This is a genomic window from uncultured Desulfovibrio sp., from assembly GCF_944324525.1.
Classification (GTDB): Bacteria; Desulfobacterota; Desulfovibrionia; order Desulfovibrionales; family Desulfovibrionaceae; genus Desulfovibrio.
Map to the genome: position 1 here is coordinate 77,729 of NZ_CALUWS010000002.1, position 24,202 is coordinate 101,930.

A 24,202-nucleotide genomic window follows, 5' to 3' on the forward strand; every position below is an offset into this window, starting at 1 on the left:
ATGCCGCCACGGCCCGGAACCGCATCCGCAAAGGAGAACCACCATGTACCTTGGCAAGAAAGTTCGTCTGGAACGCATCATCAATCGTGACAATGGCCGCACCATCATCGTCCCCATGGATCATGGCGTGACCATCGGCGCCGTGGACGGCCTTGTGGACATGCGCGAGACCGTCAACGACATGGCCATCGGCGGCGCGGACGCCGTGCTCATGCACAAGGGGCTCGTGCGTTGCTCCCACCGCAGCGCGGGCAAGGACATCGGCCTCATCGTCCATCTTTCCGCCTCCACCGCCCTGTCCCCCATGGGCAACACCAAGACCCTCGTGGGCACGGTGGAAGAAGGCATCAAGCACGGCGCGGACTGCGTCTCCGTGCATGTGAACCTCGGCGATCCCAATGAGCGCCTCATGCTGGCCGACCTCGGCAAGGTGGCCGAAGCCTGCGACAACTGGCATATGCCGCTGCTGGCCATGGTCTACGCCCGCGGCCCGCAGGTCCCCAACAGCTACGACCCGAAGGTGGTGGCCCATTGCGCCCGCGTGGGCGTGGAACTGGGCGCGGACATCGTCAAGGTGCCCTACACCGGCGACATCGAAAGCTTTGCCGATGTGGTCGGCTCCTGCTGCGTGCCCGTGGTCATCGCCGGCGGCGAGCTCATGGACTCCACCCGCCAGCTCCTGCAGATGGTGCATGACTCCGTGAAGGCCGGCGGCGCGGGCGTCTCCATCGGTCGCAACGTCTTCCAGCATCCCCGCCGCATCGAGCTCGTCCGCGCCATGCGCGCCATCGTGCACGACAATGCCGACGTGGATCACGCGCTGGCCATCGTGGGAGAATAGCATGGCCCGGGTCTACTTTCGTTGCGATCCTTTCGACAAGGGCGCGGTGACGCTGGCGCTGGAGTCGGGGGTGGACGGGGTCATCGTGCCCCGCGAACATGTGGAGGCTGTCGCGGGGCTCTCCCGCTGCCCGGTCTGGGCGGCGGAAGAGACGCCCGCCGTGGCCCTGACGGTCAAGGCCGACGAGGAAGCCGTGCTGGAACGCCTGCGCGCCGGGGAACGGGTGACGCTGGCCCGCGGCTGGGAGGTCATCCCCGTGGAAAACCTGCTGGCCCAAAGCGACAGCGTGCTGGCCGAGGCGGGCAGTCTGGAGGAGGCCCGTCTGGCGGCGGGCATCCTCGAACGCGGGGTGGAAGGCATCGTGGTGCTGCCGGAGGCCGTGGGCGAACTCAAGGCCATCGTGACGCAGTGCAAGCTCTCGCAGGGACGCGAAGACCTGCAGGAGGCCGTCATCACCCGTGTGGAGCCCGTGGGGCTGGGGCACCGCGTCTGCGCGGACACCCTCTCCCTGCTCAAGCGCGGTCAGGGCATGCTGGTGGGCAATTCCAGCGCCTTCACCTTCCTCGTCCATGCGGAGACGGAACATAATGAATATGTGGCGGCGCGGCCCTTCCGGGTCAATGCCGGAGCGGTGCACGCCTATGCCCGCCTGCCCCATGACAAGACCTGCTATCTGGGCGAGCTGACGGCCGGACAGGAAGTGCTCATCGTGGGCGCTGACGGACAGACCACCGTGGCCACCCTGGGCCGGGTCAAGATCGAGGTGCGGCCCATGCTGCTCATCGAAGCCGAAGTGCGCGGCCCGCAGGGCACGCAGCGCGGCGCGGTCTTCCTGCAGAATGCCGAGACCATCCGCCTCACGGCCCCGGACGGCACGCCGCTCAGCGTGGTGAGCCTGAAGCCGGGGGATGTCGTCCTCTGCCGTACCGACGAGGCCGGACGCCATTTCGGCATGCGCATCCAGGAAGAGATCAGGGAGGTCTAGCATGTCCGATTCCTCTACGCCGACCGCCGGCGCGTCCGCAGGCCGCCTGGCCGAGATCCGCGCCCGCATCGAGGAGGTGGACAGCCGCCTGCTGCCCCTGCTCAACGAGCGGGCCGCCCTCAGCCTCGAAGTGGGACGGATCAAGGCGCACGATCCCGGCATCATCTTCAAACCCCTGCGCGAGCGCGAAGTGCTGGACAATCTGGCCCGCCAGAACACGGGCCCCCTGCCGGATACGCATCTGCGCGCCATCTGGAGCGAGATCCTCTCCTCCTCGCGGGCGCTGCAGCGTCCGCAGCATGTGGCCTACCTCGGCCCGGAAGGGACGTTTTCCTATTTCGCGGGCGTGGAATATCTGGGGCATTCGGCCATCTTCCATCCCTGCAACGATCTGGCGCAGGTCTTTGAGGAAGTGGCCGAGGGCCAGTGCGAGCTGGGGGTCGTGCCGCTGGAGAACTCCCTCCAGGGTACCGTGGGCGTGAGTTTCGACCTTTTCCTGAGCCATGACGTGCATATACAAGCCGAGCTCTTCTCGCGCATCTCCCACTGCCTGCTGAGCAATGCCGGTTCGCTGGCCGAGGTCCGCACCGTCTACTCCCATCCGCAGCCGCTGGCCCAGTGCGGCGGCTGGCTGCGGGCGCATCTGCCCAATGCCGCCCTGGTGCCCGTGGAATCCACGGCGGCCGCCGCCCGGCGGGCGCAGGGCGAGGCCGGCGCGGCGGCCATCGGCAACGGCAGGCTGGCCGATCTGGCCGGGCTGGCCATCCTGGCGCGCCGCATCGAGGATCAGGCGGGCAACTGGACGCGCTTCGTCATCATCGGGCCGCAGGCCGCCCGCGCCCAGCTGGGCGGGGCCATGCGCTCCCCGGTGCCGGGCCATACCGGCGCGGACAAGACCTCCCTGCTCTTCACCCTGCCGGACAAATCCGGCACGCTCTCCGCCGTGCTGGATCTGCTGGCCCGCCATCAGATCAACATGCGCAAGCTGGAGTCCCGGCCCCTGCGCGGCCAGTGCTGGAAATATGTCTTCTTTGCGGATGTGGAAAGCGATCTGGAAGCGCCGCAGTACGCGGAACTGCTCCAAAAACTGCACGAGACCTGCACGAGCTTCCGCATCCTCGGCTGCTACCCCACCGGCCCCCAGCTGGACCGGCCGGAAAACAACAAGGATGACGACCATGCGTAACGTCACGGCGCCGGCCTCCAAGTCCCTCTCCCACCGTTACTGCATCGCGGCCGCCCTGGCCTGCGGCGAATCCTCGCTGGAACATGTGCTGGAAAGCCGCGACCTGCAGCAGACGCGCGCCATCCTCATGAGCGCGGGCGCACGCTTTGAAGTGGTGGGCCACAGCGGCCATGCCTCGGCGCAATGGCTGGTCACGGGCATGCGGCGTCCGCAGGGCGGCGGCAACGCCGCCCACGCCCTGTCCTGCGACGTGCACGAATCCGGCACCACCTGCCGCCTGCTTACGGCCGTGCTTGCCGCCGGACAGGGCTGGTTCCGCATCCACGGGGCCGAACGCATGCACGAGCGGCCCATCGGCGAGCTGACGGAAGCCCTCTCCCGGCTCGGCGCGGAGATCCGCCATGAGGGCCGGCCGGACTGCCCCCCGCTGCTGCTGCACGCCGCCGGCCTGCATCCCGACCGGGTACAGGGGGACATCACCCTGGGCATGGACGCCTCCAGCCAGTACTTTTCCGGCCTGCTGCTGGCGGCTCCGCTCTGCCCCTCGCCGCTGACCATCACGCTGGGCGGGAGCAAGGCGGTCTCCTGGCCCTATGTGGGCCTGACACTGCAATGTCTGGAAGACTTCGGCCAGCGTTTCACGGTGGAGACGCGCCCCGCCCCCGACGGGACATGGCAGGCCCTGCCCGGGCAGGCCTGGCGGGAACTGCGTCAGGCCACGCCGGGCTGCCTGCGCATCACGGTACAGCCCGGGGCTTACCGGCCCGGCCGCCATGTCATCGAGGGCGACTGGTCCGGGGCGTCCTACCTGCTGGCCGCCGGGGCCGTGGGACGTCACCCCGTCCGCGTGGAAGGCCTGCGCCGCGACTCCCTGCAAGGGGATCGCGCCATGCTGGACATCCTGCGCCGCATGGGCGCTCGTGTGGAAGCGGACGAGAACGGCGTGACGGTCTATCCCTCCGCCCTGCACGGCGTACAGCTCGACATGGGCGACTGCCCCGACCTCGTGCCCACGGTGGCCGTGCTGGCGGGTTTCGCCCAGGGCTCGACCCGCATCGGCAACGTGGCCCATCTGCGCCTCAAGGAGTCCGACCGCCTGCGGGCCCCGGCCGAAGAGCTGCGCAAGACCGGCGTCATGGTGGACGAACTCTCCGACGGGCTGCTCATCCACGGGCTGGCCGGGCGCAGCTTCGGGCTCAAGGCCCCGGTGCTGCCGGACGAGGTGGCGCTCTGCACCCACAACGACCACCGCATGGCCATGTCCCTTGCCCTGCTGTCCCTGCGGGACACCACCATCAACATGCGGGAACGGCTGGACAATCCCGCCGTGGTGGACAAGTCCTTCCCCGATTTCTGGCAATGCTGGGAGCAGATCCGATGACGGACAAGATCGTTCTGGTGGGCAGCCGCGGCCGCATGGGCGGCATGCTGCTGCGGCGCGCCCAAGCGGCCGGTTTGGACGTGGCCCCGCTGGACATCAGCGACGAGCGGCCCGCCGCGGAGGCCTTCGGCGTGGCGGTCTCCGGCAGGGGGGCGGCGCTCTTTGCCCCCGAGGCCGTGGCCGCCGCCTGCCGGGGGGCCGGGCTTGTCCTGCTCTGCGTGCCGGCGGCCGCCCTGAAAGAGACGGCGGCGCTGCTCCGCCCCCACCTGCCGCCCTCGGCCGTGCTGTCGGACATCGTCAGCGTCAAGGAGCAGCCCATGCGCCAGATGTGCGACGTCTGGCCCCATGCCGTGGTGGGCACGCATCCGCTCTTCGGCCCCCGCCCCGCCGAGGGCGAGGAACTGCCCGTGGCCGTCACCCCGGCCGCCGATGTCCCGGACGAGGCCGTCCGCAAGGTGGAGGACTTCTTCACCGCGCTGGGCTGCCGCTGCTTCCGCACCACGGCGCAGGCGCACGACCGGGCCATGGCCCGCGTGCAGAACATGAACTTCATCACTACCCTGGCCTACTTCGCCCTGCTGGCCGGGGACGAAGAGCTGCTGCCATACATCACGCCGTCCTTCCGGCGACGGCAGGCGGCGGCCCGCAAGATGCTCACCGAGGACGGGGCCATGTTCTGCGCCCTCTTTGAAGCCAATCCCTACAGCCATGAGGCCGTCCGCCAGTACCGGCAGATGCTCAACGTGGCCGCGGGAGGCGACATCGACCTGCTCTGCCGCCGGGCCCGCTGGTGGTGGCGCGAGGAGGAAGGGACGGCGGACGGCGAGGATGCGCGCGGCAAGGCTGATCCCGTTTGCCTGATGAAGAACGTTTCCCCTTCTCCATGAGAGCCGGTTAGCGCTATTCGCTGCCTGTTTGGGGGGAAGGGGAACCCCTCGCTCTGCTGTCGATGCCCGTAAGGCTCCTGTGTCGCCTAACGGGCACGGCCCTTCGGGCCGCCTTTCGGTCGCCGCCGGGGCGGGAGGGGCTTGGGGGGAGGAAACCCCGCTCCCGCGCCGGCGGAGGGGGCCCTTCCCACAAAACAGGCAGCGAATGGCGTCCACAGGCCCTGGCCGGAACGGCGGCGACAGAGCAGCCCATGTGAAAGCGAAACGAACAGTCCGCGGCGGTCACGGGACGGCCACTTCAGCTTCCGGCTCCGCCATTGATACGATCATCAGTGTACGAGACCCGCTCTCCTCGGAAGCGTTCAATATAATCAAGCAGGAAAGCCCGATCTTCACGGCGGGAATGTTCCTTGTTGCGCTGCATCTCCCGTTCAGCGGCCGAAATGAATTCCCGCAATTCCGCTTTTATGATCATCGATGACGTTCCGGCGGCGAACAGCACGGGAACTTCCTGGTCACCGCGCAGCAATTGCGCCTTTTTCAGATTTTTCGCGCACTCGGCGGCAAGCGCGGCCGTGCAGTTCGGCAGGATGATAAGGAACTCGTCCCCACCCATCCTGATGGAGAATTTGGGCATCTGGATGACCTTGTCAACAAGCTCGGCCGCTGTGAGGATCATCCTGTCACCCTGCGCATGGCCGAGGGTGTCGTTGACCATTTTCAGGCCGCAGATATCAATGTACAAAAAGCTTATGGGGAACACGTTGCTCTGCAGGATTTCGAGCCACTCCTTTTTGAAAAAATCCCTGTTGTACATGCGCGTCATCGGATCACGCTTGGCATCCCGCAGAGAGGTCTCATACTTTTGCCGGATTATCTCCACGCTCTGGTTCGTTCCGCGAAGGGCGAGGGCGTGCCCGAGGTAGTTGCGCTGCGTGACGAAGCCCGATCCGATGGTCCAGACATAATGCCCATTCTTGTGCCTGAGCCTGATCGAACATTCAAAGCTGTCGCCGAATTCGGGATGAATGGCCAGCTCTCGCTGAAAATCCACAGCATCAAGGTCGTCGGGATGGACGATGGTCGCCCATTCCTCGAAAGTCGCGGGAAAATGCTCCCTCGCATCGTAACCCAGCATAGCGCGGTAGCTTTCGCAAAACCGGCACTCTCCGGTTATGCCGTCCCACTCCCATATGCCCATCTCATTGGCCTGGAAAAGCCGCGGGAAAGAAAATTTCGTTCGCAGTTCAACGCAATAGCCGGAGCAGCATGCCACCCTTCCCGAGGAATCCCTGTTCAGAACGCCTCCCTGGATGAGTATCCACTTTTCGGGGGAATGCTTCATGGTGAACTTGAGCACCAGGGTGTCCGCATGCAAGGAAGAAAAAAACTTCCGCAAAAAACCAGCCGAGCGCTCGTCAATGATTTTCAGGAAATCTTCCAGCGCCACTTCAGGGGAGTCAAGTTGAAGAAGCGTTCGCGCCTGCTCGTCCATCTTAACCGAATGGCCGTCAAAGAACCAGAACCCTGGCGAAAAGGGGGTCAATTGCTGCTTGATGCTTTCGACTATCTGCACAGACATTACGACCTCTGAATTACTCCGCGCACGCGGGAATCCATCGCAATTCGCCTGATGCGGCAAGTCCGCGACCTAATTCGCGTATGCGTGACGCACGCGCGCGAGTTAGAGAGAGAGAGAGAGAGAGAGAGAGAGAGAGAGAGTTGCGCGAAATCATGGGAATTCCCTTGCGCTGGAATTTCACTCCATTTGCGAGGCCACACATGCACATGGACATTTTCACGCCTCTCCAGCACAACAGACATACGGCCCCGTGCCGGCATGCCGCGATCCACCATCGCATGATGGCGATAGCACCACTCTAACATGCGCGGCGGGGAAAAGACAAGAGACCATACTCCGCCGGCCGCCCGCGGGTAGAGCCCCCATCCCCAAACGGCCCCGGCCGGGGAGGCGTAATGCGGCTTGAGATTGCCGCGGAACAGGCGTATCATATTGCACTTTCCGGTTGCAGGAGGCTCGCATGACCTACGCTTTTCCGCTCATCGCCCTTGCCGGGACGGCAGGCGGCCTGTTGTTCCACTGGCTGCATGTGCCGGGCGGGCCCATGTTCGGGGCCGTGCTGGCCGTGCTGGCCGTCAAGCTGCTCGGGCAGGTCATGACCGCGACGCCCCTGTCCTTCCAGCTGGCGGCGCAGATCGCCATCGGCATCTTTGTGGGGAACATGCTCACCCGGGACGGCCTGCTGGAGATCCGCAAGATGGCGGGCCTCATGGTGGGTTCCACCCTGCTGCTCGTGCTGGCCGGCTGCCTGGGCGCGTGGATCGTCTCCCGGCAGACGGGCATGGACGCGGCCAGCTCCGTGCTGGCCACCAGCCCCGGCGGCCTGCAGGCCGTGGTGGGCATGGCCGTGGATATGGGCGACAACGCCCCGGCGGTCATGGCCTTCCATATCGTACGTCTGTACACGGTCATCATCCTCGCCCCGCTGCTCAGCTGGCTGCTGCACCATTTCCTCTCACGCTGAGGTCGCGGCAAGGCGGCCTCCCCCCGACGACAACAGCTCTTATCGCAGGAACGATCCCATGTTCGGCAAGCAATCCGACCCCAGCAGAACGGAAGAAGCCACCCCCAAGCGCAAGCGCAAGCAGCGGCAGGAGGGCAACGTCCCCAAGTCGCAGGAACTTGGCAAGGTGGTAAGCATCGTGGGGGGCCTCATCATCCTCAATCTCTGGATCGGCCCCATGTCGGACAAGATCAAGCTCATCTTCCGGCAGTTCCTGCAGAACGCTCCCACCTTCAACGTCACCGAGGAGAGCGTCTACGCGCTCTTTTTCGCGCTCAGCATCGACATCGCCTATCTGCTCATGCCCATCCTGCTCTTCCTGGCGGTGCTGAGCTTTCTGGCCCAGCGGCTGCAGGTGGGCAAGCTCTGGACGTTCAAGGTCTTCAAGTTCAAACTGGAGCGGTTCAACATCCTGCGCGGGCTCAAGCAATGCTTCTTTTCGCCGCAGACCATATTGCGGGCCCTGAAAAGCCTGGTCTTCGCCCTCATCCTGGGCTGCATCCCCGGCTTCATCCTCTGGACGGAGTATCTCAACTTCCTGCCCATGTACTACGCCACGCCCGAGGGCGTGGCCGCCTACATGCTGGAAACGGCTCTCAAGGTCGTCAAATACTCCATGCTCCCGCTCATCGCCATCGCCATCTTTGACGTCTGGCAGTCCCGCTACGCCTACAACGAAAGCCTCAAGATGACCAAGGACGAGGTGAAGGACGAACGCAAGCAGTCCGAAGGCGACCCCGTCATCAAGAACAAGCAGAAGCAGAAGATGATGGAAGTCATGGCCCGGCGCATGCTGGCCGACGTGCCCAAGGCCGACGTGGTGGTGACCAACCCGACCCACATCGCCGTGGCCCTGAGCTACAATCCTTCGCAGGCTCCCGCGCCGGTGGTGCTGGCCAAGGGCGTGAATCGCCTGGCCGAGAAGATCAAGGAAGTCGCCCGGGAAAATCGCGTCCCCATCCGGGAAAACGTCCCTTTGGCACGGGCTTTGTATAAGTCCGTGGAGGTGGGGGAGATGATCCCCGAAGATTTGTACAAGGCAGTGGCCGCCGTGCTGGCAAGCATCTGGCGGCTGAAGCCCAGAAACCGCTGATGACGGGCATTTTTGGCTGTCATCCCCCGTGCGGCAGCCGGGGCAACGGGGCGGAATTGAGGTGTCAGAAAAATGGCGTCAGTCAATCTTCCCAAACTTGATTATAGTCGCTTTGCCAAACAGGGCGACATCATGCTCGGCCTGGGCGTGGTGGTCATCCTCTTTGTCATGCTGGTGCCGCTGCCGACGTTCTTTCTGGACATCATGCTCTGCGTGAGCATCTCCGTCTCTCTGCTCATCCTCATAACCACCATGTTCATGACCTCCCCGCTGGAGTTCACCATCTTCCCTTCGCTGTTGCTGGTGACCACTCTGCTGCGGCTGGCGCTCAACGTGGCGTCCACCCGTCTCATCCTGCTCAACGGGGACATGGGCGTGGAAGCCGCCGGGGAAGTGATCCGTTCCTTCGGCGAATTCGTGGTCGGCGGCAGCTATGTGGTCGGCGGCGTCATCTTCATGATCCTGTTCATCCTGAACAAGGTCGTCATCACCTCCGGTACCACGCGCATCGCGGAAGTGGCGGCCCGCTTCACCCTTGACGCCATGCCCGGCAAGCAGATGGCCATCGAAGCCGACCTCAACGCCGGCCTCATCGGCGAAGAGGAAGCCACGGAGCGCCGCAACGCCCTGCGCAAGGAAGCCGACTTCTACGGCGCCATGGACGGTGCTTGTAAATTCGTGTCCGGGGACGTGAACGCCGGCATGCTCATCACGCTGGTGAACCTCATCGGCGGCATCATCATCGGCGTCGTGCAGAAGGATATGGACTGGAATACGGCCCTCACCACCTACTCGCTGCTGACCATCGGTGACGGTCTGGTCTCCACCATCCCTTCCATCGTCGTCTCCACCGGCACGGGTCTGCTGGTTTCCCGCGCGGCCTCCGAAGCCAAGATGGGCGAAGAGTTCCTTGCCCAGCTCACCTTCAACAGCCGCGCCCTCAAGCTGGTCTCCTGCGTGCTGGTGGTCTTCGCGCTGGTGCCCGGCCTGCCCACCCTGCCCTTCCTCATCCTTGCGGGCCTCGTGTACGTCGCCGCCCGCGTCACGGCCCGGAACGAAGAAGAGGCCAAGGAAGCCGAAGGCGGGGCCAAGGGCAAGGGCAAGAGCAAGGGCAAGAGCCCCACGGCCGATACGCCGGAAGAAGTGCAGGCCCTGCTGCCGCTGGATACCCTGGAACTGGAAGTGGGCTACGGCCTCATCCCGCTGGTGGACGAGGAACAGAGCGGCAACCTGCTCTCCCGCATCCGCTCCATCCGCCGCCAGTTCGCGCTGGACATGGGCGTGGTCATCCCCTCCCTGCATCTGCGTGACAACCTGCAGCTCAAGCCCGGCCAGTACGCTCTGCTCATCAAGGGCAATCAGGTGGCTTCGGCGGAGATCCTGGTGGATCACTTCCTGGCCATGGATCCGGGCAACGTGAATACGCAGATCCGCGGCATCGAAACGCGCGAACCGGCTTTCAACCTGCCGGCCCTCTGGATCCCCGACAGCCAGCGCGAAGAAGCCATGATGGCGGGCTATACGGTGGTCGATCCGGCCACGGTCATCGCCACCCACCTTACGGAAGTCTTCAAGCGGCATCTGGCCGAGTTCCTGGACCGTCAGGCCGTACAGGGCCTGCTGGATACCGTGGGCAAGACGGCGCCCAAGGCCGTGGAAGATCTGGTGCCGGGCACCCTGCCGCTGGGTACGGTGCAGAAGGTGCTGCAGAGCCTCGTGCGCGAAAACGTCAGCATCCGCGACATGCTCACCATCGTGGAAACCCTGGGCGACTACGGCGGCGGCGTGAAGAATCCCGACGTGCTGGCCGAATATGTGCGCGAACGGCTTTCCCGCTCCATCGTGCGCTCCTATCTGGACAGCCAGGGGACGCTGCCCGTCCTCACGCTTACCGGCCAGACCGAGCGCATGCTGCAGGAGGCCATCCGGCAGGCGGACAATGGCGCGACCTTCCTTTCGCTCAATCCGGCCACGGCGCAGCGGCTCATCCAGCATATCAACGCGGCGGTGGAGAACGCCGTCAATACCGACGGGCAGCCCGTCGTGCTCACCAGCCCGCCCGTGCGGCCGCACCTCGCTCAGCTGGTCACGCGCTTCCTGCCCGCGGTGCCGGTCATCTCCCAGGCGGAGATCCCGCCGGATATCCGCCTGCAGAGCGTGGGCACCGTCGGGGCGGAGTAAACCGGTCTTTCACGCCGGGCTGTCGTCGGAATTCGCGCCATGCGCGGGAAGGCCCCGGCAGCCGGTTCCGCAAGAAAGCGGAAGCCTCCCGCGTCAGGAGTCTGACGGCGGGGGGACGACATAAGGGTCTAGACATTTCAGGCACAAGACTCTATGTCTTTCTGGTTGTGCCTTCGACCACTTCCGGGCATGTCCGGCATCACGCCGGCTGACGGAAGAGCCGTGCCGTCGCCTGCCGGCCCCGGCGTTCCCGCCGCCGGCAGGGCATCGTCCGAGTAACGGAAGGGAGACGGCGGGGCAGGCATCGCCACTGGGGGAAGATGGCGGTTTTCGCGCCTGTCGGCGGTCGAAGCACCTCATGGAGGCGTTAGGGGTAGGGGTTTTATGCGAAGCCCGTTGCGGGCAAGATGCTTCTAAGGATGCGTGCATGCAAGTAAGAACATTCACGGGTGCCAGCTCACAGGAAATTCTGGCCCGCATCAAGGCGGAAATGGGGCCTGAAGCTGTCATCATCGGCAATCGCACCTTCAAGAAAAACGGGGAGATATGCCACGAGATCACGGCGGGGATCGATCGTAATCCGGTAAGCGCGCAGCAGCCCGTGGGAACGATGCCGGGCGACGGCATGCCCAGCGGCTGGAGCGACTGGCACAAGGACTGGCTGCAGATCAAGGAGCAGATCTTTGCCCTGATGAAGCCCGCCATCCAGATGGACCGCTTGACGCCGCGGCAGCGGGTGGCGCTGGAATACCTGCAGCGGGAAGGCATCTCCGATGCGGTGGCGGTGGATCTTTACAAGCATCTGCTGGCCCAGCCCGGCATCTCGGTTCTGGAATGCCTGTGCGGCATGGTCCCGGTACAGGGCTGGGGCACGGGCAACTGGCCGCAGCGCTGGCACATCATGGCCGGCCCCTACGGCAACGGCAAGACCACCACGGCCCTGCGCTATGCCCTGCAATGGCGGCAGCGGGAACCGGAAGCGCGCATCGCCTTCATCAATGCCGACTGCCTGCGCGGCAACGGCCGTCTGGTGCTCCGGCACTGGGCCGAACTCTCGGATTTCCTCTACCTGGAAGCGTCGGACCCCGCCAGCATGGAGAAGGCCCTGCGCGCCAGCCGTGAAGCGGCCCTGGTCTTCATCGATTCGCCGGGCCTGGGACGCCACGGCACCCTGAGCGAATGGCGGGCCGGCATGGGTCTCACCAAGCTGAAGTGCGCCACGCATCTGGTGCTGACGCCCCTGCTCTCCGGGCTGCAGATGGACCACTTTCTGGAGCGCTACCGCACCGAAGGCGCAGCCAGCATCATCTGGACCCACCTTGACGAAGCCGCCAGCTACGGGAGCCTCGTCAATGTGGCCCGCGCCACAGGCCTGCCCGTTTCCGGCCTTTCCTACGGTTCCGAGCTCAAGGAAAGCCTTGCGCCCGCGACCGAGCCGCTGATCTGGCGGCTGATCTTCAAACGGCAACTCCCCGGCGAACCCGCCGGGAACGCAACTTCTACCCCCCAGCCTGGAGCATAAGCATGAGCGGCGATTTCCCTCTCGTATTTTCCGTAACATCCGGCAAGGGCGGAGTCGGAAAAACCAACCTCTCCGTCAACCTGGCCCTGAGCCTTGCGCGGAAGAACAAAAAAGTCGTCCTCATCGATGCTGACCTCGGTCTGGCCAACGTGGACGTGCTGCTGGGCCTGACGCCGGCCAAGAACCTCTTCCATCTTTTCCATGAAGGGGCGAGCCTCAAGGAGATCCTCTTCCCCACACCGTACGGCTTTTCCATCCTGCCGGCCTCCTCGGGCGTGAGCGACATGCTCACCCTCTCCAGCGGCCAGAAGCTCGAACTGCTCGAAGCGGTGGACGAGCTCGAGGATCAGGTGGACTACCTCATCGTCGATACCGGCGCCGGCATCAACGACAACGTGCTCTATTTCAATCTGGCCGTCCAGGAACGTCTGGTGCTGTTGACGCCCGAACCCACTTCCCTGACGGATGCTTACGCCCTGATCAAGGTGCTCAAGCTGACGCACGGGGTGGAGCACTTCAAGGTCTGCGTCAACATGGTCCCGGACATGAAGATGGCCAAGGAGATCTTCGCCCGCCTGCATCAGGCCTGCGACACCTTCCTGAGCGGCGTCTCTCTGGACTTTGCCGGCTTCATCCCGCGGGATCCGGCCATGCGCAAGTCCGTGCTGGCGCAGAAACCCCTGTGCGAGACTCAGCCGGAAAGCCCCGCCGCCAAGGCCATCGATCAGCTCGCCACGACCATCAGTCAGTGGGACGTGGCCCGGCAGCTTGACGGCAACATCAAGTTTTTCTGGAAAAAACTGCTGTTCTGCTGAGAGGGAAGACAGAACAGGCTTGAGTTGAAGCGTCGGACGCAGAGGATGGGCATGCATACCGTAACGGCACGAACTGACGAGTCCGCCCCCTGGGAGGCTCTTGAGACCGGCGCCACCGCCTGGGAGGACTTCTCCCCGGCGGAGCAGGAAGCCGTCGTGCGGCATTATGCGCCCAAGATCCGCTTTCTGGCGTTGCGCCTCAAGGTCAAATTGCCGCGGAGCGTGGAACTGAACGAGATGATCAGTTCCGGCACGCTGGGGCTCATGGAAGCCCTGGGGAAATTCCGCCCGCAGCTCGGCATACGCTTTGAGACCTATGCCGAGACCCGCATACGGGGGGCCATGCTGGACGAACTGCGCCGGCTCGACTGGTTCCCCCGCTCGCTCCGGCAACGCATCCGCGTGCTGGACGAGGCCATGCGGAAGGTGGAGTTCGAAGAAGGACGGCAGGCGACGGAAGAAGAGCTGCACGAGATGACGGGCCTTGAGATGCGCGATGTGCGGCAGGGCCTCGAAGCGCTGCAGAATCAGCTCTGGCTCTCCCTGGACGCCATCCAGGATACGGTCTCCGGCGAGGGGGGGGAAAATGGCGGACAGCCCTTTTCCTCCACGGCGCATCAGGAAATGATCGAGCGCATAGCCCCCCTCATTGACCGTTTGACACCTAGGGAAAAGCTGGTATTGTCGCTTTATTACACGGATGAACTCAACATGCGGGAAACGGCCGAAGTCATGGGCATCACCGAAGGACGGGTCTCGCAGTTGCATTCTCAGGCCCTGAACCGGCTGCGCAAGGAATTTCTCAATCAGTATGGGGACAGCCCTTTGCCGTAGCGCGGCGCCGGGGCGTGTGATTGCTCGGTCATTGTTTAGTTTGCCGCCACCGGCGGAATCAAGGGAGGAGTGCTCATGTCGTATGATACCAATATGCGCGTTCTCATCGTGGACGACTTTTCCACCATGCGCCGCATCGTTCGCAATATCCTGCGCCAGATCGGCTTCAACAACGTCGTGGAAGCCGATGACGGCACCACGGCGTGGGATGTGCTCAACCGCGAAAAAATCGACTTCATCGTTTCCGACTGGAACATGCCCCAGATGACCGGCATCGACCTGCTGCGCAAGGTGCGTTCCAGCGAGCAGTTCGCCGACATCCCGTTCCTGATGGTCACTGCCGAAGCCCAGCAGGAAAACATCATCGAAGCGGTGCAGGCCAAGGTGTCCAACTACATCGTCAAGCCGTTCACCGCCGATACCATGAAGCAGAAGATCGACAAGATCTTTCAGTAGGCGCATCGCTCTGGCCTGCATGTTTTGGTGGCAGCGGCGGGCCCTGTCCTGTCGTTGCCCTTTTTTTGCCGCACGTCTCCCTCTGCATGAGGGAGGCAGCTGCATGGTCCGTACTGGTGTCCGGAGGAAGTCGTGGCGGACGACAAGGTAAAGGAAAAAAGCGATATCCAGGTCGAAGTTGCGTCGCCGGCGTCAGCGTCAGCCGGCGGCAAGGTCGAGCTGGACCTCGATGATGCGCCTTTCCTGCGTGAGCCGGAGGAAAAGCCTCTCCCCCCCGTGGAACGGCGGTCATCAGCCCCCGCTCCGGTGGTGAAGGAAGCCCCCAAGAGCAAGAAAAAGCTCATCATCAGCGGCATCGGCCTGTTCGTCATACTGGCGGCAACGGCAGTCTGGTGGTTTTTCTTCCGCGTGCCGCCGCCAGTGGTGGAGCCGCCCAAGCCCGAGGTCATCGTGGTCAAGCCGCCGGAGGCCGCCCCTGTGGAGCAGGACTTCATTTTCGAGCTGGAGCCCTTCTGGGTGCCCGTCAAGGACGACAAGGGCAACACCAATTTCCTCGTCTGCCGCTTTTCCACCATTTCCAAGTCGGAGATGCTCAACAAGGAAATTGAAAAGCAGCTCATGACGGTGCGCGACGCCATGTACTATTATCTGCGCAACAAGTCGCTGGATTTTCTGCTGGCCGCCGCCAACAGAGAAACCATCAAGAAGGACCTCACGTCCGTTGTGAACAGCTATCTGACGCTCGGCCAGATCGAGGACGTTCTGATGGAAAGTTACCTGGGGCATTAGGCCGGGACATTGCCGGCAGCCACGCGTATGAAACCTTGACACGAGGGATGAATGGAGAGAGCGCCTGAAGACCGCCTGCGCGCATGAACCGTACTATCGACAAGCGGCCGTCACTCCGCCTGGCCCCGACGGCAGGGGTTCGCCATCGGCGAACGCAGCCAATCCCTGCCGCACGAACGGGAACAGGCGTGAAACGGACGCTTGCACGGACAGCCGGGCGGTCGGACGCATCATTGTTTATTCCAAAAGAAAGGGACGGAAGCCTGTCCGGGAGGGGAACCGGTGAGCATCCAATCCACCATGGCCGTGCTGTACGCCCAGACCGGGCTTGCCGCGCCGTTGGTATCGGCAACGACCAACGCGCCGCAGGCCGCTCTGGCCATGTCGCAGGCGCTTGCCACCGAAATGGCCAAGCAGCAGATGCAGCACGTCGAAAAGAGTGAACCCAAGACCGAGGGCAGCGCCATCAATACAGATGCCCGCGATCAGGGACAGCAGGGCGCACAGTTCGGCAGCCGAAGACGGCGCAGGCCGCCACTTGTGCCGCAAGAGGAAGAAGAACCCCGCCCCTCCGGCTCGCCGCTGGTGGGAAACCTCCTGAACGTACGCGTATGAACGACTATCTTCAACTTGGACTGATCATTCTCTTTTCCATCATGGAGCTGCTCATCCTGAGCGGCGTCCTCTTTTTCTATCTGCGGCTCCGGAATTCGGAACGGCTGCTCAACACGCTGCAAGGCAATCAGGAAGCCCTGCTGGCCCGCATCGAGATGAACGCCCGTCTGGAAAAGGAGATCGTGGCGACCTTCGCCCAGCGCCAGGCCGAGCTGCGCAGCCTTGACGAAAAACTCGAGCAGCGGGCCCAGGATCTGCGCCGTCTGCTCGATCAGGCCGAAGGCATCACGCGTTCGCCGCAGTTCCTGCGCGAGCTGATCCTCAACGGACAGCGCAAGGGGCTCTCCGCCAAGCAGATCGCCCGTAATGCCGGCCTCAGCGTGGACGAGGTCGAGTTGATCATGAGCCAGAATTCCTGATCACATAAACCCTTCTCGGAGTCGTCATGGAGCCGTTTGAAGCCGCGGGCTGGTTGTCGCTGCTGCCGCCCATCATCGCCATTACCCTGGCCCTGCTGACCAAGGAAGTCATCTCCTCCCTCTTCCTCGGCATCCTCAGCGGGACCGTCATCCACACCATCGGCACCGGCACCGGCACCCTTTTGGTCAAGCCCGTGGAAACGGCCTTCGCCGTCATGGTCAGCAAGCTGGATTTCAACATCATCCTTTTCTGCACCCTGCTCGGCGCGCTGGTCTACGTCATCGCCATGGCCGGCGGCACCCGGGCCTACGGCAAGTGGGCCACACGCCGCATCAAGAGCCGCCGCTCGGCCATGCTTTCCACCTCCGGCCTGGGCGTCTTCATCTTCATCGACGACTATTTCAACTGCCTCACCGTGGGCACGGTCATGCGCCCCGTGACGGACAGCTTCCGCATCTCTCGCGCCAAGCTGGCCTACATCATCGACGCCACCGCCGCGCCCATCTGCATCATCGCCCCCATTTCCAGCTGGGCGGCGGCCGTCGGCAGCAATCTCAAGGCCACCGGCGCTTTTGAAAGCGACTTCGCGGCCTTCGTCTCCACCATCCCCTATAACTTCTACGCTCTGCTGTCTCTTGTCATGGTCGTCATGGTCTGCATGGGCCGCTTTGACATCGGCCCCATGCGCAAGGCCGAGGAAAAGGCCATCAAGGGCGATGTGGGCGCCAGCGGGGAAGAGAACGAAGAAGCCCGCCGCCAGCCCGAAGTGACCGGCAAGGGTCATCTGGCCGACATGCTCGTCCCCATCGGCAGCCTCATCGTCTTTGCGGTGCTGGCCCTGCTCTATAACGGGGGCTACTGGGGAGACGATCCGCAGTACCACACCCTGGCCGCCGCCTTCGGCAACTGCACGGCGGCCAAGGCGCTCGTGCTGGCCTCCTTCGGCGCCATGGTGGTGGCCTTCATCCAGTTCGTGGCGCTGGGACGCATGTCGCTCAAGACCTTCATGGACGGCGCCACGCAGGGCATGAAGGCCATGATGCCCGCCAACATCATCCTGGTGCTGGCCTGGACCATCTCCGGCGTCTGTCAGAACCTGCTGCAGACGCCCGCCTATGTGCGTACCCTGGTGGAGGCCGACGGCGGCATGACCGGCGGCCTGCTGCCGGCCATCATCTTCGTGCTGGCCTGTTTCCTCAGCTTCTCCACGGGGACGGCCTGGGGGACCTTCGGCATCCTCATCCCCATCGTCGTGCCCGTAGCGCAGCAGGTGGACCCCAGCCTCGTCCTCGTCTGCCTTTCCGCGACTCTGGCGGGCAGCGTGTTCGGGGACCACTGCTCCCCCATTTCCGACACCACCATCCTTTCCAGCGCCGGCGCGGCCTGCACCCACATCGAGCACGTCTCCACGCAGATGCCCTATGCCTGCGTGGTGGCGGCCAGCAGCCTTGTGGGCTATGTGGTGGCGGGCTTTACCGGGGGGTCGCTGCCCGCCAGCCTCGGCACGGCCCTCGTCGTCATGATCGCCGCCATGCTTGTGCTGCGGAGCCGCTCCGACAGAGCGGCCGCCCGATGACGCCTCCTGACAAGGCATGACAGCATCCCGTCCGCGCCACCGTGCGGACGGGATGTTTTTTCAGCTATCCGCCCTGCCGCCCGCCGGCAGCCCCTCCCCACGAGGCCGCACGCCGGAGGCATGCCCCGGAGGGCCCCGGCAGCAACTTGCCAAGCGGGATTGATGCGGATAAAAAAGAGTTTTCCGGCTTCACGTATGGTTGTCCAGGCTTCATCCGCCCGCGTGGCCCGGCAGGCCGCCGGCAACCGCATCCCCGCAAGGTAGGTACAGGTCATGGCCCACAAGGGACCGCATATCTCCATATCGCCCGATTACGTCGTCAACCGTATTTTGCGCATCAATATCAGCGACTTTGAAGAGTGGCCGGAATCCGTGCGCCATCTGGCCATCGCCATTGCCGAAGAGCTCTTCCTCGTGGCCTACAACCCCTTCATCGATGCCGATACGGTGCGGGCCAGCGTCCGTGAGCGCTTCGAGCGCGAGGCGCTGGCGCTGGCGCATTACTATGCCACGGCCATCAGCGAAGGCATCACCATGTTCTGGTCCGCCTACGAGGCCGAGGCGGATTTCCGGCAGCGCCTGGCGGAGACCCTGCGCGGCATGCTGCCCGCCGAATGCGTGCTGACCCAGCCGGCCGCGCTGGTGGAGACCGCCACCGACGCCACCGACCTGCGCATGGAGCTGCCCCTGCTGGTGGTGGAGCCGGACACCACCGAACAGGTGGCCGCTCTGGTCAAGCTGGCCAACGACATGAAATTCGCCCTCATCCCCCGCGGCGGCGGTTCGGGCATGACGGGCGGGGCCGTGCCGGCCCGGCGGCGCACGGTCATCGTCAGCCTGGCCCGACTGACGCATATCGGCCCCGTGGATCTTGAAGCCATGACCGTCACCTGTCAGGCCGGGGCCAATACGCAGGCCGTCATCACGGCCATGGACGAAAAGGGCGCGCTCTTTTCGGTGGACCCGGCCTCCAAGCAGGCGTCCTCCATCGGCGGCAACATTTCGGAGAATGCCGGCGGGCCCATGGCCTTCGAATACGGCACCACCCTGGACAACCTGCTCTGGTGGCGCATGGTCACGCCCACGGGAGAGATCATCACCGTGGAGCGGGAGAACCACCCCCGGCACAAGATCCTGCCTGAGGAGACGGCCGTCTTCGTGGTCAAGGACGTCAGCGGCGGCGTGCGCAACGTGGTGCATCTGCGCGGGGACGAGATCCGCCTGCCCGGCCTCGGGAAGGACGTGACCAACAAGGCCCTCGGCGGTCTGCCCGGCATGCAGAAGGAAGGGGTGGACGGCATCATCACCGAGGCCTGTTTCATCCTCCATCCCAAGCCGCGCTACAAGCGCGTCATGGTGCTTGAATTCTTCGGACGTTCCATGCATCCGGCGGCCGTGGTGGTGCGCGAGCTGGTGAGCCTGCGCAACCGCATCCGCGAGGAGGGCGACTACGCCCATCTGTCCGCGCTGGAAGAGTTCAACGCCAAATACGTGCAGGCCATCGAATACAAGCGCAAGTCCCGCAAATTCAACGATCTCCCCATTTCCGTCATCATCCTCCAGGTGGACGGCGACGACCCCTACCTGCTGGACAAGTGCGTGGGCGACATCGTGTCCGTGGTGGAAGAACAGGAAAACGTGGACATCATCGTGGCGCAGGACGACAAGGAAGCCGAACGCTTCTGGGAGGACCGCCACCGCCTGTCCGCCATCGCCAAGCGCACCTCCGGCTTCAAGCTCAATGAGGACGTGGTCATCCCCATGGACCGCATCCCGGACTTCGCCCTCTTCCTGGAGCAGCTCAACCTGGAATGCACCGCGCAGGCCTATCGCTACGCGCTGCAGGAGGTGGGCCGCCTGCCCGGCTTCCCCATGGAAGAAAAGGAGTTCAACCGCGAATTCTCCTTTGCCTCCAAGGTGGCGACCGGCGACGTCAACGCCGCGGAGCTCTCGGATACCGAGCTTTGGCAGCGGGCCCAGGCCTATATGGACAGCCTGCTGGAAAAGTACCCCCACCTTGGTCGCAAGCTCAACAAGATCCGGGACTACATGGATGCCGGGCGCATCGTGGTGGCCAGCCACATGCACGCCGGGGACGGCAACTGCCACGTCAACATCCCGGTCAACTCCAATGACCCGCACATGCTGGAAGAAGCCGAAGAGACGGCCGCCCGCGTCATGGCCGAATGTCAGGAAATGGGCGGCGAGGTCTCCGGCGAACACGGCATAGGCATCACCAAGATCGCCTTTTTCGGCAAGGAGAAGATGGAGGCCCTGCGCGCCTTCAAGGAACGGGTCGATCCGCGCGACATCATGAACCCGGCCAAGCTCGTGCACCGCGAGCTGCCCGTGCGGCCCTTCACCTTCTCCTTCAACCACCTCATCCGCGACATCAACGACAGCGGCCTGCCGGACAAGGAAAAGCTGACCGACCTGCTGGCCGCCGTGCAGGTGTGCACGCGCTGCGGCAAGTGCAAGCACGTCTGCCCCATGAACTATCCCGAACGGAGCATGCAGTACCATCCGCGCAACAAAAACATGGTGCTGGGCATGCTCATCGAGGCGGTCTACTACTCGCAGGTCAACAAGGGCAGCATCGACGACGAACTGCTGCGCTGGCTGCGGGATCTCGTGGAGCACTGCACCGCCTGCGGCCGCTGCCGCGCCAACTGCCCGGTCAAGATCCCGTCCGGGGACGTGGCCCTGTCGCTGCGGGCCCTGCTGGAGCATGAGAACGCCGGCGGCCATCCTCTCAAGAAAAAGGCGCTGGAATGGCTCGTGCAGGACGTGGAGAACCGGGTGCCCAAGGCCGCCAAGATGGCCTCCCTGGGCCAGAAGATGCAGAACCGCCTGCTGGGCTTCGTCCCCGGCGTCTGGAAGCGGCGCATGCAGAGCCCGCTCTTTTCCGGCCGCGGGCCCAAGGTCGGCTACACCAACCTGTACGAGGCGCTGCGGCTGCACCGAGGCTCCGTCTTCTCGCCCACGGACGTGGCGCAGGGTACGCCGTGCGTCATCTACTTCCCGGGCTGCGGAGCCGGTCTCTTCTATGACCGCATCGGCCTTTCGAGCATCATGCTGCTGCTGCGGGCCGGTTTCGCCGTGGCGGTGCCGCCGCGTCACCTCTGCTGCGGCTACCCGCTGCTGGCCGCGGGCATGGACACGGCCTTCGAGGACAACCTCTCCCACAACCGTCAGTATCTGTCCGCCATGATCCGCAATCTGGGCAAGCAGGGCTTCGAGGTCGCCCATCTGGTCACCTCCTGCGGCACCTGTCTGGACGGTCTGGAGCGTATCGGCCTCACCGAGCAGTTCACGGGGCTGGGGCAGCGGGACGTGCTGCAGCTCGTCCTGCCCCTGCTCAAGAAAGAACAGCTGGAGCATCCCCTGCCGCCCGGCACGAGCCTCGTCTACCATGCCTCCTGCCACAGCGAATGGGCGGGCATCCCGGCCGCCAAGGGGCAGAAACAGATCGTGGCCGCCCTGTCCAACTTCTCCGGGGCCAAGGTGCTGCTCAATGGCGGCTGCTGCGGCGAATCCGGCATGGGGGCCCTGACCTCGCCGCAGATCTACAATCTGCTGCGCTCGCGCAAGCAGATCAGCCTGCAGCGTACCTTTGACGAGATCGACAGCCCCGAAGCGCGTGCCGGCAAAAACGGCGTCCTGCCGCCCGTGCTGGTGGGTTGCCCGTCCTGCAAGATCGGCATCGGCCGCTGCCTCATCAACCTGCATGACAAGCGCCCCGTGCTGCATGTGGCCGAATGGGTGGCCGGCATGATCGACGGCGAGGACAGGCGGCAGAGCTTCCGGCGTCGCGTCAACGAGACCCGGGGCGATGTGCGCGTCGTGAAAGGTTAGGCAGCGTCCATGCGAGGCCCGGCGGTGCTCTTGCGCCCGGAGGAACTGTACAGGCCCTCGCGCCTGTGCTGCCTCCTGGCGCTGGTGGTCATGCTGCCCTTTTTCTGGGGCTTTGCCTTCGTCTTCCCGCAGGGAGAGGACTTCGAGCACATGAGCCGCGCCATGTGCTTCCTGGACCTGCCCGGCGGGCTCTACGAGATGGGCAGGCAGTGGCTGTACGCCGGCGGGCGCTACGGGCTGCACTTCCTGCAGACCTTTCTGGGACGGGCCCCGGAGTCCCTGCTGCTCAACGGGGCCATCTGTCTGCTCTCGCTGGGCAGCTACGGGCTGGCCGTCTACGGACTGGCCCGGCTGGCCGCGCCGGCCATCCCGCACAGGCTGGGGTTGTTCTGCGGCCTGCTGGCCATGCTGGGATTGTGCGCCTGCCACCCGCAGGCGCATCAGTTCTTCAGCCTGACCCAGAACCTTTCCCTTGTCCTGCCGGGCGGTCTCTGGCTCTGCTTCCTGCTGACCATCTGCCGCCTCTGGCTGGCGGACGCCTTCGCACGCAAGCGGCGCTGCCGGCAGGCCATGCTGCTGGCCGCGCTCACCGTCGGCCTCGGGGAGATGTCCGCGCATGCGGTCCTCGCCCTGTCGCTGGGGGCCTGGCTGCTGGCCGCGCTGCACCGCCATCCCGTACGGCGTGAGCTGGGCCGCGTGCTGCTGGCCGCGCTGGCGTGCACCATCATCGTTTTCGCCTCTCCAGGCCGCTGGGCCACGCAGGCCGCCCATCCCCTGCCGGAAGTCTGGCCGGACTTCCAGCGGGACTGGTGGCGCAGCCTTGCGGGCCTTCGCTTCCCCTTCTGGGCCGTGCCGGTGTTGACGCTGGCGCTGCTCCTGCCCCACGCGCAGGGCGAGGGCCGCATCGGCGGGCAGCCGCTGCCGCCGGACATCCCGCCCCTGCGGCCCGGCTGGCTGACCGTCCTTTCCCTGACGGGCTTTCTGCTCGTCTCCCTGAGCATGACGGCCCTGCACGCGGCGGGCGACGCCTTCAGTCTGACGAATGAAAGCCTGTCCGCCGTCCTGGCCATCTACGGGGCCGCCACCCTGACGCTTGCCCTCTATCCGTGGCTGGGACGCTGGAATGTGCGCCTGCTGCAGCACGGCGGCCGTCTGGGCCTGCTGCTGACGGCCGTGCTCCTTTCCCTGTGTCTGACCCCCAACTGGCGCGCCGCCGCCGAACACGCCGCCGCCGGGGACTGGGTCATCAGCGGCGACAATATCCAGGATCGCTATAACTGGCTCTGGGATCTGGGGAGGGCGTATACGCCGCTGGACGCGCCCATGCGTCTGGGCCTCGCCGGACTGTACAACTATCCCGGCAGCCCGCGCCTGACGACGGATCCCCATCTGCCGCAGGTCGCCGTGCGCGCCCTGTCGGAAACGGCCGCGCCCGTCCTGGCCGGCGAAAGCCTGCGCCATTCCCCGCAGCACTGGCCCAACCCCTGGGTGGCCTGGTTCTTTGGTCTGGGCAGCGTCCGCATGGCCTATGCGCACTGGCAGGAGGAATGGACGGAACCGCTGCGGCGCTTCTCCCGCGGGGAGATCGCGGCGGTGCGGGCGGGGTCGCCGCTCGTCCTGCGCGTGCCCGACGCCCTGCGCCGCAGGGGGCTGGACAACGCCTGGCTGGCCGCCAGTCCGGCGGATCCCAATGCCACCTTCTCGCAGGTCTGGCTGGTGCTGGACAGCGCCACCCCCCTGCCGTCGGAAGTCGCCTTCTCGCTGGAGATCTGGCGACTCAACCCGGTGGACGCCCGGCGCATGCTGCCCATTCCGACACAGATCGTACTGGCGCGGGAACTGCTCGCACAAGAGCCGCAACAACGCACGAAACAAGGGCTATGGCTGCGCCTGGCCGCCAGCCGCATGCCGCTGGTGCGCGCCCTGCTGGACGGGGATACAGGCCGCGTCGTCTATGCGGTCCCCCTCGGTATGGCCCCACAGCACATGGACAGACTGCCGGGCGTCATCATCTCGCTTGACGGACAGACGTATGCCCTGCCCGGCGATCCGGCGGCCCTGATCTATCCCTGAGCATTTTCCATGTGAAACGCGAAGCGTTTCAAACTGGAAATGCTCTAAAAAGACATATCCGTCTCCCGCCTGCACAGATACGAAAAAAGCGGGCCCTGCCAGAGCAGG

General features: G+C 64.7%; 19 protein-coding genes. 18 read left to right on the forward strand and 1 reads right to left on the reverse strand.

The genetic code is table 11. The features are described 5' to 3' along the window. Positions 1-43: 43 nt before the first annotated feature. From Q0K12_RS01170 to Q0K12_RS01190, 5 genes are read left to right on the forward strand one after another with little or no spacing between them, the layout of a single operon-like run. Positions 44-841 carry a 2-amino-3,7-dideoxy-D-threo-hept-6-ulosonate synthase gene (locus tag Q0K12_RS01170; protein WP_297259644.1) on the forward strand — a complete coding sequence of 266 codons (798 nt, stop codon included), beginning with the start codon at positions 44-46 and terminating at the stop codon, positions 839-841. A 1-nt stretch (position 842) separates the two neighbouring features. Next, the gene (locus Q0K12_RS01175; protein ID WP_297259646.1) at positions 843-1,826 is read left to right on the forward strand and encodes a 3-dehydroquinate synthase II family protein; all 984 of its coding nucleotides are present in this window, start codon (positions 843-845) and stop codon (positions 1,824-1,826) included. Between the two features lies 1 nt (position 1,827). Further along, positions 1,828-3,012, forward strand: coding sequence for a prephenate dehydratase (gene pheA, locus Q0K12_RS01180; protein WP_297259648.1), 1,185 nt, complete (start codon positions 1,828-1,830; stop codon positions 3,010-3,012). Further along, positions 3,005-4,393, forward strand: a complete 1,389-nt coding sequence (locus Q0K12_RS01185) for a 3-phosphoshikimate 1-carboxyvinyltransferase (RefSeq protein ID WP_297259651.1) — start codon at positions 3,005-3,007, stop codon at positions 4,391-4,393. Before pheA ends, Q0K12_RS01185 begins: the two co-directional genes overlap by 8 nt. Continuing rightward, the gene (locus Q0K12_RS01190; RefSeq protein ID WP_297259653.1) at positions 4,390-5,280 is read left to right on the forward strand and encodes a prephenate dehydrogenase; all 891 of its coding nucleotides are present in this window, start codon (positions 4,390-4,392) and stop codon (positions 5,278-5,280) included. The genes Q0K12_RS01185 and Q0K12_RS01190 overlap by 4 nt, the downstream gene beginning before the upstream one ends. A 298-nt stretch (positions 5,281-5,578) precedes the next feature. Here Q0K12_RS01190 and Q0K12_RS01195 read toward each other — a convergent pair whose 3' ends face one another. Then, entirely contained in the window at positions 5,579-6,862 is a 1,284-nt protein-coding gene (locus Q0K12_RS01195) for a sensor domain-containing diguanylate cyclase (protein ID WP_297259655.1), read from the reverse strand. A 460-nt stretch (positions 6,863-7,322) separates the two neighbouring features. Here Q0K12_RS01195 and Q0K12_RS01200 point away from each other — a divergent pair, with 460 nt between their 5' ends. The 13 genes from Q0K12_RS01200 (at position 7,323) to Q0K12_RS01260 (ending at position 24,094) form a co-directional block, all read left to right on the forward strand. After that, positions 7,323-7,826 carry an AbrB family transcriptional regulator gene (locus tag Q0K12_RS01200; protein ID WP_297259657.1) on the forward strand — a complete coding sequence of 168 codons (504 nt, stop codon included), beginning with the start codon at positions 7,323-7,325 and terminating at the stop codon, positions 7,824-7,826. 58 nt (positions 7,827-7,884) lie between these two features. After that, positions 7,885-8,958 (forward strand): flagellar biosynthesis protein FlhB, encoded by a 1,074-nt coding sequence (gene flhB / locus Q0K12_RS01205; protein WP_297259659.1) that lies wholly within the window; start codon positions 7,885-7,887, stop codon positions 8,956-8,958. A 72-nt stretch (positions 8,959-9,030) separates the two neighbouring features. Further along, positions 9,031-11,139: a flagellar biosynthesis protein FlhA gene (flhA, locus tag Q0K12_RS01210; RefSeq protein WP_297259660.1), complete on the forward strand. Its 2,109-nt coding sequence runs from the start codon at positions 9,031-9,033 to the stop codon at positions 11,137-11,139. Between the two features lie 427 nt (positions 11,140-11,566). Continuing rightward, entirely contained in the window at positions 11,567-12,661 is a 1,095-nt protein-coding gene (locus Q0K12_RS01215; RefSeq protein WP_297259662.1) for a flagellar biosynthesis protein FlhF, read from the forward strand. A gap of 2 nt (positions 12,662-12,663) precedes the next feature. After that, a complete protein-coding gene (locus Q0K12_RS01220; protein ID WP_297259664.1) occupies positions 12,664-13,476 on the forward strand; it encodes a MinD/ParA family protein in 813 nt (270 codons plus the stop codon). A gap of 51 nt (positions 13,477-13,527) precedes the next feature. Then, positions 13,528-14,310, forward strand: a complete 783-nt coding sequence (locus Q0K12_RS01225; RefSeq protein WP_297259666.1) for a FliA/WhiG family RNA polymerase sigma factor — start codon at positions 13,528-13,530, stop codon at positions 14,308-14,310. A 75-nt stretch (positions 14,311-14,385) separates the two neighbouring features. Continuing rightward, positions 14,386-14,766 carry a chemotaxis response regulator CheY gene (locus tag Q0K12_RS01230; protein WP_297227862.1) on the forward strand — a complete coding sequence of 127 codons (381 nt, stop codon included), beginning with the start codon at positions 14,386-14,388 and terminating at the stop codon, positions 14,764-14,766. 132 nt (positions 14,767-14,898) lie between these two features. After that, complete coding sequence (locus Q0K12_RS01235; RefSeq protein ID WP_297259667.1) at positions 14,899-15,555, forward strand: flagellar basal body-associated FliL family protein; 657 nt, start codon at positions 14,899-14,901, stop codon at positions 15,553-15,555. A gap of 282 nt (positions 15,556-15,837) precedes the next feature. Next, positions 15,838-16,170, forward strand: a complete 333-nt coding sequence (locus Q0K12_RS01240) for a hypothetical protein (protein WP_297259669.1) — start codon at positions 15,838-15,840, stop codon at positions 16,168-16,170. Next, positions 16,167-16,589: a hypothetical protein gene (locus Q0K12_RS01245; RefSeq protein ID WP_297227868.1), complete on the forward strand. Its 423-nt coding sequence runs from the start codon at positions 16,167-16,169 to the stop codon at positions 16,587-16,589. Before Q0K12_RS01240 ends, Q0K12_RS01245 begins: the two co-directional genes overlap by 4 nt. A gap of 26 nt (positions 16,590-16,615) precedes the next feature. Continuing rightward, on the forward strand, positions 16,616-18,166 hold the full coding sequence (locus tag Q0K12_RS01250; protein ID WP_297259671.1) for a Na+/H+ antiporter NhaC family protein: 1,551 nt from the start codon (positions 16,616-16,618) through the stop codon (positions 18,164-18,166). 273 nt (positions 18,167-18,439) lie between these two features. After that, positions 18,440-22,021: an FAD-binding and (Fe-S)-binding domain-containing protein gene (locus Q0K12_RS01255; RefSeq protein ID WP_297259673.1), complete on the forward strand. Its 3,582-nt coding sequence runs from the start codon at positions 18,440-18,442 to the stop codon at positions 22,019-22,021. 9 nt (positions 22,022-22,030) lie between these two features. Next, positions 22,031-24,094 carry a hypothetical protein gene (locus Q0K12_RS01260; protein WP_297259675.1) on the forward strand — a complete coding sequence of 688 codons (2,064 nt, stop codon included), beginning with the start codon at positions 22,031-22,033 and terminating at the stop codon, positions 24,092-24,094. Positions 24,095-24,202 lie beyond the last annotated feature (108 nt).

Bases quoted from the DNA above. Each gene is read 5' to 3' on its own strand.
- Q0K12_RS01195 (WP_297259655.1), bottom strand. From the start codon at position 6,862: ATGTCTGTGCAGATAGTCGAAAGCATCAAGCAGCAATTGACCCCCTTT.
- Q0K12_RS01200 (WP_297259657.1), top strand. From the start codon at position 7,323: ATGACCTACGCTTTTCCGCTCATCGCCCTTGCCGGGACGGCAGGCGGC.
- flhB (WP_297259659.1), top strand. From the start codon at position 7,885: ATGTTCGGCAAGCAATCCGACCCCAGCAGAACGGAAGAAGCCACCCCC.
- Q0K12_RS01175 (WP_297259646.1), top strand. From the start codon at position 843: ATGGCCCGGGTCTACTTTCGTTGCGATCCTTTCGACAAGGGCGCGGTG.
- Q0K12_RS01190 (WP_297259653.1), top strand. From the start codon at position 4,390: ATGACGGACAAGATCGTTCTGGTGGGCAGCCGCGGCCGCATGGGCGGC.
- Q0K12_RS01225 (WP_297259666.1), top strand. From the start codon at position 13,528: ATGCATACCGTAACGGCACGAACTGACGAGTCCGCCCCCTGGGAGGCT.
- Q0K12_RS01215 (WP_297259662.1), top strand. From the start codon at position 11,567: ATGCAAGTAAGAACATTCACGGGTGCCAGCTCACAGGAAATTCTGGCC.
- pheA (WP_297259648.1), top strand. From the start codon at position 1,828: ATGTCCGATTCCTCTACGCCGACCGCCGGCGCGTCCGCAGGCCGCCTG.
- Q0K12_RS01245 (WP_297227868.1), top strand. From the start codon at position 16,167: ATGAACGACTATCTTCAACTTGGACTGATCATTCTCTTTTCCATCATG.
- Q0K12_RS01170 (WP_297259644.1), top strand. From the start codon at position 44: ATGTACCTTGGCAAGAAAGTTCGTCTGGAACGCATCATCAATCGTGAC.
- Q0K12_RS01250 (WP_297259671.1), top strand. From the start codon at position 16,616: ATGGAGCCGTTTGAAGCCGCGGGCTGGTTGTCGCTGCTGCCGCCCATC.
- Q0K12_RS01185 (WP_297259651.1), top strand. From the start codon at position 3,005: ATGCGTAACGTCACGGCGCCGGCCTCCAAGTCCCTCTCCCACCGTTAC.
- Q0K12_RS01220 (WP_297259664.1), top strand. From the start codon at position 12,664: ATGAGCGGCGATTTCCCTCTCGTATTTTCCGTAACATCCGGCAAGGGC.
- Q0K12_RS01260 (WP_297259675.1), top strand. From the start codon at position 22,031: ATGCGAGGCCCGGCGGTGCTCTTGCGCCCGGAGGAACTGTACAGGCCC.
- Q0K12_RS01230 (WP_297227862.1), top strand. From the start codon at position 14,386: ATGTCGTATGATACCAATATGCGCGTTCTCATCGTGGACGACTTTTCC.
- Q0K12_RS01255 (WP_297259673.1), top strand. From the start codon at position 18,440: ATGGCCCACAAGGGACCGCATATCTCCATATCGCCCGATTACGTCGTC.
- flhA (WP_297259660.1), top strand. From the start codon at position 9,031: ATGGCGTCAGTCAATCTTCCCAAACTTGATTATAGTCGCTTTGCCAAA.